9 protein-coding genes are annotated in these 10,132 nt (G+C 63.7%); 3 read left to right on the top strand and 6 right to left on the bottom strand.

From position 1 onward, the window contains the following. Positions 1–273 precede the first annotated feature (273 nt). Together ACN4F8_RS00455 and ACN4F8_RS00460 are read right to left on the bottom strand one after the other, a co-directional pair. Entirely contained in the window at positions 274–1,551 is a 1,278-nt protein-coding gene (locus ACN4F8_RS00455; RefSeq protein WP_419471765.1) for a type II restriction endonuclease, read from the bottom strand. A 50-nt stretch (positions 1,552–1,601) separates the two neighbouring features. Then, complete coding sequence (locus ACN4F8_RS00460; RefSeq protein ID WP_419471766.1) at positions 1,602–1,898, bottom strand: hypothetical protein; 297 nt, start codon at positions 1,896–1,898, stop codon at positions 1,602–1,604. Between the two features lie 543 nt (positions 1,899–2,441). Here ACN4F8_RS00460 and ACN4F8_RS00465 point away from each other — a divergent pair. The 3 genes from ACN4F8_RS00465 (at position 2,442) to ACN4F8_RS00475 (ending at position 5,494) form a co-directional block, all read left to right on the top strand. Further along, positions 2,442–3,205 (top strand): IS5 family transposase gene (locus ACN4F8_RS00465; RefSeq protein WP_419471767.1). Its coding sequence is split into 2 segments (ribosomal slippage): positions 2,442–2,757 and positions 2,757–3,205, totalling 765 coding nucleotides; the frame shifts between segments, so codons are not numbered across the junction. A 123-nt stretch (positions 3,206–3,328) separates the two neighbouring features. Beyond that, positions 3,329–4,243, top strand: coding sequence for a tetratricopeptide repeat protein (locus ACN4F8_RS00470; protein WP_419471768.1), 915 nt, complete (start codon positions 3,329–3,331; stop codon positions 4,241–4,243). Between the two features lie 27 nt (positions 4,244–4,270). After that, the gene (locus ACN4F8_RS00475) at positions 4,271–5,494 is read left to right on the top strand and encodes a HupE/UreJ family protein (RefSeq protein WP_419471769.1); all 1,224 of its coding nucleotides are present in this window, start codon (positions 4,271–4,273) and stop codon (positions 5,492–5,494) included. A gap of 192 nt (positions 5,495–5,686) precedes the next feature. Here the strand turns inward: ACN4F8_RS00475 and ACN4F8_RS00480 are convergent, their stop codons facing one another. The 4 genes from ACN4F8_RS00480 to ACN4F8_RS00495 all read right to left on the bottom strand — a co-directional run. Continuing rightward, positions 5,687–5,824 (bottom strand): hypothetical protein, encoded by a 138-nt coding sequence (locus tag ACN4F8_RS00480; RefSeq protein WP_419471770.1) that lies wholly within the window; start codon positions 5,822–5,824, stop codon positions 5,687–5,689. Positions 5,825–6,008: 184 nt separating this feature from the next. Next, on the bottom strand, positions 6,009–6,383 hold the full coding sequence (locus ACN4F8_RS00485) for a hypothetical protein (protein WP_419471771.1): 375 nt from the start codon (positions 6,381–6,383) through the stop codon (positions 6,009–6,011). A 65-nt stretch (positions 6,384–6,448) separates the two neighbouring features. Continuing rightward, positions 6,449–9,613, bottom strand: a complete 3,165-nt coding sequence (locus ACN4F8_RS00490) for an efflux RND transporter permease subunit (protein WP_419471772.1) — start codon at positions 9,611–9,613, stop codon at positions 6,449–6,451. A gap of 13 nt (positions 9,614–9,626) precedes the next feature. Further along, positions 9,627–10,132, bottom strand: a 506-nt coding sequence (locus ACN4F8_RS00495; RefSeq protein ID WP_419471773.1) for an HlyD family efflux transporter periplasmic adaptor subunit, incomplete at its 5' end; no start/stop codon positions are given.

The raw sequence follows: 10,132 nt of genomic DNA on the forward strand, positions 1-10,132 counted from the left end.
CGAAGACTTTAGGAATCCCGCGTACGGCGGCTGAGCCTGACGTCAGGTCCGGCCGAGGGAATTTTGTCGACGATTCTCTAAAAACCGAGATGACCCCTTGAAGGGGCACGTTGCGGATGCTCCGCAAGGTGTGGCTAAACAAGCTTGCAAGCACGGCGCTCAAGCAGCGGATCAGCACGGGGTTTGGGTGCCAAGTCGCCTGCCACTGGCGTCCGCCGTCGGTACCGCCGCGGCAATGCTGTTTCACGCGAGACAAGCCCGCAGGCCAACCGGCTACCGTGCCAGCAACATGGACGCTTCCAGCACCGGTCTGAGCCCACTGCCAAAGCGCGCCATCGCGTGCCTGTGCTGGCGCAATTCGCTGTACGGCAGGTAGCGGATGCCCAACTCGGCCACCCGCATGAACGCGGGCCGGTGCAGTTGTTGCGCCACCTCGCCGCGACGCTCATCGGGTGCCACCAGAAACAGTGTGCTGCCTTCGCCCAGTGGCGAGCCCAGGGCCAAATCGAGCATGCGCACGATGCCGGAGTGGATCGACGTCGAGTGCTCGACTTCAAACGCGGCGGCGACACGCCGGGTCTGCCGGTCGAGCCAGATCACGTCGATCAGGCGCACCGACTCGGCCGCAGCAACACCTTCAGCCATGAGTGCCGTCAGACAACCGTCGCCCAACTGTCCACCGGCATAGGCGCGGCTGCGGTCATTGGACGCGATCCAGACATCGAAACCCAGCGCAAGGCCCAGGTCGCGTAACCAGCCCTGCATCTCGTGGTGCGTGGTGTCGGCATCTTGCTGTGCGGCGCGCAGCTTTTCCGAGGCTGCCGACTCCTCGCGCACACGCGCCAGATCAGCGGCCCAGGAGGCTTGCGCAGCGGCATCGTCGGTACGGGGAGGGGCAAGGTAGCGCCCGCTGCCCACGTCGAACATCAGGCCGGCAATCGCGCCGAGGTCGTTGGACAGCAGCCCTCGGTGGGCCGCGTTCATGCGCAGCGCACCCTCGCGAAGCGCCATATATTGGTCCCAGCGCCCGAGCTTGACGTTCGATCCCGTCAGCACGTTGTAGCCCTTGACGATGGCTGTATTGAAGGGCACCACCAGCGTAGGGTGAATGAAGTACAGCAGGTTGGCAACCGCAGGCCCAAGACCCTTGATACCGATGGCGTCGATTCGGCGGATGGCTTCGATCACCGCCTCGGCCGTGTCACAGCACTCACAATCGTGCAGCAGACGCGAGAAGGCACGCTGGTTGTCAGCGTTCTCGTAGATGTCAGGGATGCGCAGCTTGGGCTTCCACAGGAAGGCATGGTCCGCGCCCTTGAAGATCTGCCGCTGTTCGGCAATGGAGCCCACCACCACCTCAAGAGACGAACCACGATAGACGTTGCCGAACATGCCGGCGTCGATTTCACGAACCACGACCGTCAGGCCGCGGCGGATCGAACGGAAATTCTTCAGCCGCTCGTCCCACAGGAACCAACTGCGGTAGGTTCCCCCGGGGTCGGCCTTCCACCGCTCGATGAGCGGGCCCAGGGTGTCAGCGGGCGCAGACATCAGCGCTGGAGTTTCACCGTGATCGTCGCGGGTGCAGAGGACTTGTCGCTTCACATCCAGCAGTACCCCAGGTCGATCTTCATGTCGAGCATGTCCTTCATGCTGGCCACCGGGGCCATCTTCGACAGGAAGACCGCGTCCTTGCCAACGTGGTGGTGGACGTTGAAGTCCAGCGGCGTGTAGACGTCGAAACTCCAGCACAACTTCAATCCGGCCGACAGCTTGCCGCAAACCTCGGCGAACTCGGCCGGCGTAACGCTCACGCTGCGCTCGAAACGGCCATTGGCGTCCCAGGCAATGTCGACGATGTCGGCGGATAGACCGGTGGACGTGGCGGCCAATGCCAACGCGACCGCGGAGGTCGTTGTCGGGTGCCGCCAAGGGCGGTGCGTGTTGTGATCCGTTATCAAAGCTTGTCCCTCACAGTCTCAATGCGGTGCCACTAACCTACGCAAAAGTTTCCCCATCTTCAGCGCTGTGATCATAGGTGACATCGGCCCATCCGTGAACCGATCGTGGAAACCCGACCGCGATTGGACTCACCAGCCAGTTGTATAACGAAGCAAATCGATACCCTGTCGCAAGCTGGCGTCGGCAACCTGCCTGCGACGGTCAGCCCCGTCGGTTTCTGCTTGCTTTCGGGTAGGTTGGTCATGGGCGGCCCCTGTCCGATCGTGACGCGTAAGTCATCGACTACAGCGGCACAATCCATTCCACCTCGAACATTCGAGTCCAAGATGTCGGCAAGAAAACTGTCCGCAGAGCGGTATCGGATCCATCCAAGGCACGCAGCCGCACTGTTGATCGCATCGTGTGCGGGCTTGACTTGGCTGGCTAGGGCGTGTTAACACTAATAGCGATCATGGCGATTGCGTTGGACAATCTCGTGCATGGAGATCACACCAGCACAATTCGCCACCATTGAGCACTGCCTGCCCAAGCAGCGTGGCAACGTCAGCCTGAGCAACTTACAGGTGGTCAATGCGATCCTCTATGTGGCCGAGCATGGCTGCAAGTGGCGCGGACTACCCAAACGCTTCGGCAACTGGCACACGATTTACACGCGTATGAACCGCTGGACCAAAGCTGGCGTCCTGGATCGCATGTTCGAGGAGTTGCAGCGTGCACAGGTCGTGCGTATCAGGATCGAAGCGGTCTCGCTGGACTCCACCAGCATCAAGGTCCATCCCGACGGCACGGGGGCACTAAAAAAAACGGTCCGCAGTCCATCGGAAAGTCCAGAGGCGGATGGAATACCAAGATTCATATGGTTGCCGCGGATGCTCGAACGGCCGTAACGTTCTGCCTCTCGCCTGGACAGGCTCACGACGCGCCCGAAGGCCGGCGTCTGCTCAGCAGGCTTGGGCCGACCAGCAGACCGGTGCACTTGTTGATGGACCGTGCCTACGAAGGCAATGAAACACGGCAGCTGGCACTGGATCTGGGTTTCATTCCGGTGGTGCCACCGGTGAAGACGCGGATCGAACCTTGGGAATACGACCGCGAGATGTACAAGCGTCGCAATGAGGTCGAGCGCTTGCTCCGTCGACTCAAAGGCTACCGCCGCATCTTCTCGCGGTTCGAGAAACTCGACCTGATGTTCCTAGGCTTCATTAGCTTCGTGCTCGTCGCTGACGGTCTGCGTTTGTGTTAACAGGCCCCAGTGCGACTGTGGTCACACCCGCACGGGACGACGAAGTCATTGAAATGCTGCCCGCGGTGTCCGCAAGCCGGGCCGAAGACCGGCGTCTGCGCCAGCAACTTGTTGCCAACCCTCTTGATGCGGCTCTGGCGGCACAACTGGCCCGACGATATTTGGACCACGCCCGAAAAGGGCGATCCACGCTACGCCGGCCGGGCGCTCGCCGCCTTGCAGGCTTGGCCGGTGGCCGATACAGCGCCGGATGAAATTGAGCTGCTGCTGGCGACTTTGCAACATTTTCTGCACGACTTCGACACGGCCGCGACCAACCTGGAACGCTGGGTCAAGCGCCAGCCTCGCAACGCTCAGGCCTGGCTCACTCTGGCGACGGTGCGGCGCGTGCAGGGCCGCTTCGAGGCGTCCAACCGTGCCTGCGATGGCATTCGCGCTGCCAGAGCCGACTTTTACGCCCGCGCCTGCCGCGCCGAGAACGACAGCTTGCGCGGCGACTCCGATGGCGCGCGCGCCGATATCGATTCGATGCTTGCCGCCCCGGGGATGCCCACAGAGTCGCGCAACTGGGTGCTGACGACGCTGGCAGAAAGCGAGGCCCGGGCGGTTCGCGCGGACAAGGCCGAAACCGCTTACCGCCAGGCAGTGGCGGAACAACCCGATGCCTACACCGCCACGTCGTACGCCGACATCCTGCTCGAAAGAAAGCGCCCGCGCGAAGCGCTGGCGCAACTCAAAGGACAGCAGCGCACAGACGCGGTGCTGTTGCGCCTGGCGATTGCCGACACACAGGCTGGCGCGCCCCAAGCCAAAGCCGATGCGCAGGAGATGGGCGGGCGCATCGTCGCCGCCAGCTTGCGCCCGGAGGCGCGTACGACGCACGCACGCGAACTTACGCGCTGTGGATCGAGAAGGCGCCTGCCAAGGCCCTGGAGTTGGCCCGTGAGAACGTCAAGCAGCAGCGTGAGACGCTGGACCTGCTCTTGTTCGCCCAGACGGCTACAGCCAGCAAGGACGCCGCCGCGTTGCGCGAGGTAGCCGCACTGAAGGAGACCATCGGTCTGCATGACAAGCGTCTCGATGCGCTGCTTTGAGCTGAAGTCAAGGACGCTGGCTGCGTCGTTGTTGTTGGCGGTGCTGGTGCCGGCCGCCAGTGCTGCGCAGGCCCACAAGGCGACCTACGTGCGACTGGTCGGCGGCGGCACGGCGGCCGCCAACTTGCGCGTCGACGTGGCGCCGCGGGATTTGGATGTAGCGCCGGACCTTGACGCCAACGGCGACGGTCACTTGACCTGGGGCGAGATTCGCAGTGCTTGGCCAGCCATCGAAAGGTACTTCAAGGCACGCGTCCAGATCGAAGGCTGTGACTTGCAGTCAGCGCAGCGGTCGCTCGAGCGCCGTATCGACGGTGTTTACGCCGCCGTTCAGTGGCAGGCGGTGTGCGGGCAGGGCCCGGCACCTACGATTCGGTACACGGTGCTGGCCGATATCGATCCCACCCACCGCGGCCTGGCTTGGATTGAATGGGCCGGAGGGCCGCCCGAGCTGCGCGTGCTGGTGCCCCAAATCGTTGCTGGCGTGATCACCCCCAACCCCGCGGGCGCCGCGTCACCGGCGGGTCTGGTTGCTTCTCCCGCTGGTCCGGAACCCGCGCAGGCTTCGACAGGGCTGGAACCGGCCGACCCACTGCAGTTTTTGCGCGAAGGCGTCCGGCACATCCTGACCGGCTACGACCATGTGCTCTTTCTGCTGTGTCTGTTGCTGCCCTCGGTTATGCGCTCCAGCGGCAACTATTGGGTGCCGCTGCAGCGGCTTGCGCAGGCCATGTGGCCGGTGGCCGGCATCGTCACCGGCTTCACCGTGGCCCATTCGATCACGCTGGCACTGGCCGCCACGGGGGCCGTTTCCTTGTCGCCCAGGTTCATCGAACCGGCCATCGCGGCGACGATCATCCTCACCGCGATCGACAACATGAAGCCGATCTTCCGAGGACGACGGGCGCTGGTGACCTTCGGGTTCGGACTGATCCACGGTTTCGGTTTCGCGGGCGTACTGGCCGAGTTGGATCTGCCCGTGTCGCAGTTTGCGTGGGCGTTGCTGCAATTCAACGTCGGCCTGGAACTGGGCCAACTCGCCATCGTTGTGGTCGTGACTGCGCTGCTGTTTTCACTGCGTCGCAGCGCCCATTACGGAACCTGGGTCATTCGCGGTGGTTCGATTGCGGCGATAGTGATGGGCGCGCTCTGGCTGGTCGAGCGCACTGCCAACGTGTCGTTGTTACCGCTGTGAGGCGATGGATTCTGAACACTGTCGCCCAGTGATTCAGTCGGAACGCCACTTGCCTCCCTTGGCGACCTTGTCGAAGAGGTCGTATATCCCGCGGTCGCCCATCTTGCGCGCATTAGCAAGCTCGCCGGCGCTGGTGGGATAGACGACCTTGCCCAGAGCGGACAGGCACCACCACCGCCGGGATACCACGTCTCAAAGACGGGCTGCAGATTTCAGCCACATCCACGTTCCGATAAATCGGCCGACGTCGACCTTCACGACCTTCACGACCTTGAATTTCTTGGCTATGAGCCGTGCTTCCGTACCGTCCTTGAAGGTCGTGTGCAGCATGCGTCATTCGCCTCACAAGTTGGAACCCAAGACGACCAGCACGGGCGTCTGATTGCTCCGGGCCTGAGCGAGGGCAGCGTGGATGTCCGCCTTGGCATTCGCAAGCTCTTCGTAGGGCAGCCCGGCTGCCGCTGCCATGGTGGACGTGGCAAGCAGAGCTGCGGCTACAAGTCTGCGCCTGATTTTATTTGACCGTGAATCTGACGCTCACCGTCTTCTTGTCGGCCGTGGTGACGGATGCCACGACCTTGCTGCCGGCGGGCAGTTTGATGCCCTGGGCCTCGAGCTTGTCGCCGGCCGGCTTGAGCTCGGCCTCGGACTTGTCAGCGCCACTCAAGACCGTGAGCTTACCGCTGGCCCCGACCACCGACACCGGCTTTCCATGGTCATCGATGTGGAGCGCGGCTCCATCGACGTTGGCCACCAGTTCGTAGGTGATGTCATTGGCCTTCTGCACGACGCCGCCGTGCTTCGCCTTTGCCACGCCGTCGGCTTGCGCTGCGGTGAAGCTCAGTGCGGCCAAACCCAGCGTAAACATCGATACCCAGGTCTTGATCATGATTTATCTCCATCGGTGGAAGGCGCACTTGACGGCGGCGCCGCAAAAGCCTTTTCTTCAAGAACTCAGAAACTTTCGGTCTGTTTGGCAGCCAACAGGCGCGCCAGAGGGCGCTCGCCCCACAGGTAGAACATGAGTGGCGTGACCACGGTGTCCAACAAGGTCGAGCTGACCAGACCGCCAAAGATCACGACCGCCACCGGGTGCAGGATTTCCTTGCCCGGCGCGTCGGCGGCCAGCAGCAGCGGCACAAGCGCAAAGGCCGCCACCAGCGCCGTCATGAGTACGGGGGTCAACCGCTCCAGCGAGCCGCGGATGATCAACTTTTTGCCGAACACTTCGCCTTCGAAGGCGCACAGGTTGATATAGTGGCTAATCTTCAGGATGCCATTGCGCGTGCTGATACCGGCCAGCGTGATGAAGCCCACCAGCGCCGCCACCGAGAGCGGCTGTCCAGATAGCCACAGCGCCACGACGCTGCCCACCAGCGCCAGCGGGATGTTCCTCATGATCATCAGCGCCAGCGTGGTCGACTTGTAGCGGCTGTAAAGCACCAGAAAGATCATCGCCAGCGACACCAGCGACAACAGTCCGATGAGCCGGGTGGCTTGCTCCTGCGCCTGGAACTGCCCCTCCAGCGCGACGCTGTAGCCGGCCGGCAAGGGGTTGGCCGCCACTTCAGCGCGGATGCGCTCGATGATCTTGCCCAGGTCACCGCCGTCGCTGTTGGCCGACAGCACGATGCGCCGCCTTGTGTTCTCGCGACTGATCTGGTTCGGGCCATCGCCTTCCTCCACCGTAGCCAGTTCCGACAGCGGCACGCGCCCGCGAGGCGTTTCAATCAGCAGGTTTTGCAGGCCCTGGCGGCCGCGCTCGCTGTCGGGCAGGCGCAGCATCAGATCGAAGCGGCGGTTGCCCTCGATGATTTGCGTTACGCGGCTGCCTTCGATCAGCGTCTCTAGCGACTCCAGTACGTGACCCGGCGCAACGCCGTAGGTGGCCGCCTTGTCGTAGTCAAGCCGCACCTTGAGCTGCGGTATCAGCACCTGCTTCTCGATCTGCAGGTCGGTGATACCGGGAATCGCGGCCAGGCGGTCGCGCAGACCGGCCGCCAGGCCGCGCAGCGTGTCCAGATCCTCGCCGAAGACCTTGATGGCTATCTGGGCGCGCACACCCGACAGCAGGTGGTCAAGCCTGTGCGAAATCGGCTGCCCGATGTTGACCACGGCCGGCAGCAAGGCCAGCCGGCTGCGCAGATCCTGCGTGATCTGGTCGCGGTTGCGGTCGGAGGCCTTGAGGTCCACGTCCATCTCGGACGAGTGCACGCCTTCGGCATGTTCGTCGAGCTCGGCGCGGCCAGTGCGACGGCCCACCTTGATGACCTCGGGCACCTGCATCGCCAGTTGTTCGGCGAGCACGCCGATGCGGTTGGACTCGGCCAGTGAGGTGCCGGGGTTGAGCAACAGGCTCACCGTCAAGGTGCCCTCGTTGAATGGCGGCAGGAAAGCGCGGGCGAAGAAGGGCACGCTGGCAGCCGCGCCGATGACCGCCAGCGCGGCGATGGCCACGACCACCCTTGCGCGGTCGAACGACCATTCAAGCAGCCGTGCGTCCCAGCGCTTGAGCACGCGCACCAGCGGGCTGTCGGCATCATGGTCGCCGCCGCTGGCACCCCACTTCCAGAACTGCCACCAGCGCCCCTCGGAGTTCACTGCGCCGACGGGCGGTTGCACCAGCAGGTAGTAGGCCATCACCGGCGTGATCGACACCGACACGAACATGCTGGCCAGGATGGAGACGATGTAGGCCACCCCCAGCGGCGTGAAGAGCCGTCCTTCGATGCCCGGCAGCGCGAACAGTGGCACGAACACCAGCACGATGATCAGCGTGGCATAGACGATGGCCGAGCGCACTTCCAGTGTGGCTGCGGCGATCACTTCGATGGCTGGCTTGGGCTCGGCCGCAGCGGCGTTGAGCTTCAACCGGCGCAGCACGTTCTCGACACCCACCACCGCGTCGTCGACAAGTTCGCCAATCGCAATGGCCAGGCCACCCAGCGTCATGGTGTTGATCGTCAGGCCGAAATACTTGAAGACCAGCACCGTGACCAGGATCGAGACAGGAATGGCGGTCAGCGAAATGATCGTGGTACGCACGTTGAGCAGGAAGGCGAACAGCACGATCGCCACCATGATCGCGCCGTCGCGCAGCGCTTCGGCCACGTTGGCAATCGAGTTCTCGATGAAGTCGGCCTGCTTGAACAAGGTTTGCGGCGTCTGGATGCCTGGCGGAAGGCTCTTGCCCAGATCCGCCAGCGCGGCCTCGATCTCACGCGTCAGCTTCACCGTGTCGGCAGCGGGCTGTTTCTGCACCGCCAGGATGACCGCCGACTGCCCCTGGAAGCTGGCATCGCCGCGCTTGATGCCGGCCGCCAGCCGCACATCGGCCACCTGCGACAGGGCAATGGGCTGCCCGTTGTTGACCGCCACCGTGACGCGCTGCAGGTCAGATAGTTTGGCGGTGCGGCCGAGCTGGCGGATGAGGAATTCCTTGGCCTGCGATTCCAGGAAACCGCCGCTGGTGTTGGCGGAGAAACCTTCCAGCGCCGTCTTCACCTGGTCCAGCGTGACGCCCAGCGCCAGCATGCGCGTGCTATCGGGCTCGACCCGGTACTGCTTGACCTCCCCGCCAATGGGGATCACCTGCGCCACACCCGGCAGCGTGAGCAGGCGCGGGCGCAGCACCCAGTCGGCGTATTCCCGCGCCTGCATCGGGCTGGCTTTTGCAGGGTCCACCGGCAAGGCGAGCAGGATGATCTCGCCCATGATTGAGCTGATGGGCCCCATCTGCGGCGTCACGCCGGGCGGCAGTTGCTCACGCACCAGCGCCAGCCGCTCGGCCACTTGTTGACGGTTGAGGTAGATGTCGCTGCCCCACTCGAACTCCACAGTCACCACCGCCAGGCCGACACCAGAAACCGACCGCACCCGGCTCACGCCCGGCATGCCGTTCATCGTGGTCTCTATCGGGAAGGTAACGAGTTGCTCGACTTCTTCAGGGGCCATGCCGCCAGCTTCGGTGAGCAGGGTGATGCTAGGCTTGTTCAGGTCGGGGAAGACGTCGACCGGTGTGCCCCGGAGCACCAGTGCGCCGTAGGCCATCAGGATGACGGCAAAGGCAAGGGTCAGCAGCCGCTGGTTGAGGCTGGTGTCGATGATGGTCTTGAACATGGAACGGGTGCCTTCAGCGAACTTGCCCGAGCAGGGTGGCGCCCTGCGTGACGACACGCTCGCCGGCTTTCAAGCCCGAGGTGACTACCGAACGCGTCGCGTCCAGCACTTGCACCTGCACCTTGCGCGGCTTGAAGCTCTCTGCCGATTCGTGCACCCACACGACGGTTTCGTTGGCTGTGTTCTGAGTCACGGCCGACTGCGGCACGGCGTAGCCCCTGACCCGCGAGCGGGTACCCACGATCACCGTCACTGGCTGTCCTACGGCCAGCGCCGGCAAGGGTGGGGTGATGCGAAATTGCAGCGGAATCGCCTGTTCGCGCAACTGCAGGCCCCCACCCAAAAAGGCCAGGCGCAGCGGCTCCTTGGCCGCGGTGATGGCACCCGCCTGTTCGATGTCAGCGGCGACGCGAGCGTCATAGGCCAGCGCCTGCACCAGCAGCCGGTCGGGGCGCACGATCTCGAAAAGCAACTCGCGCGCATCCACCACCTGTCCTGCGACCACTTCATTGCTGCTGA

The sequence above is a fragment of the Hydrogenophaga sp. genome, assembly GCF_048549895.1.
Lineage (GTDB): Bacteria > Pseudomonadota > Gammaproteobacteria > Burkholderiales > Burkholderiaceae_C > Hydrogenophaga.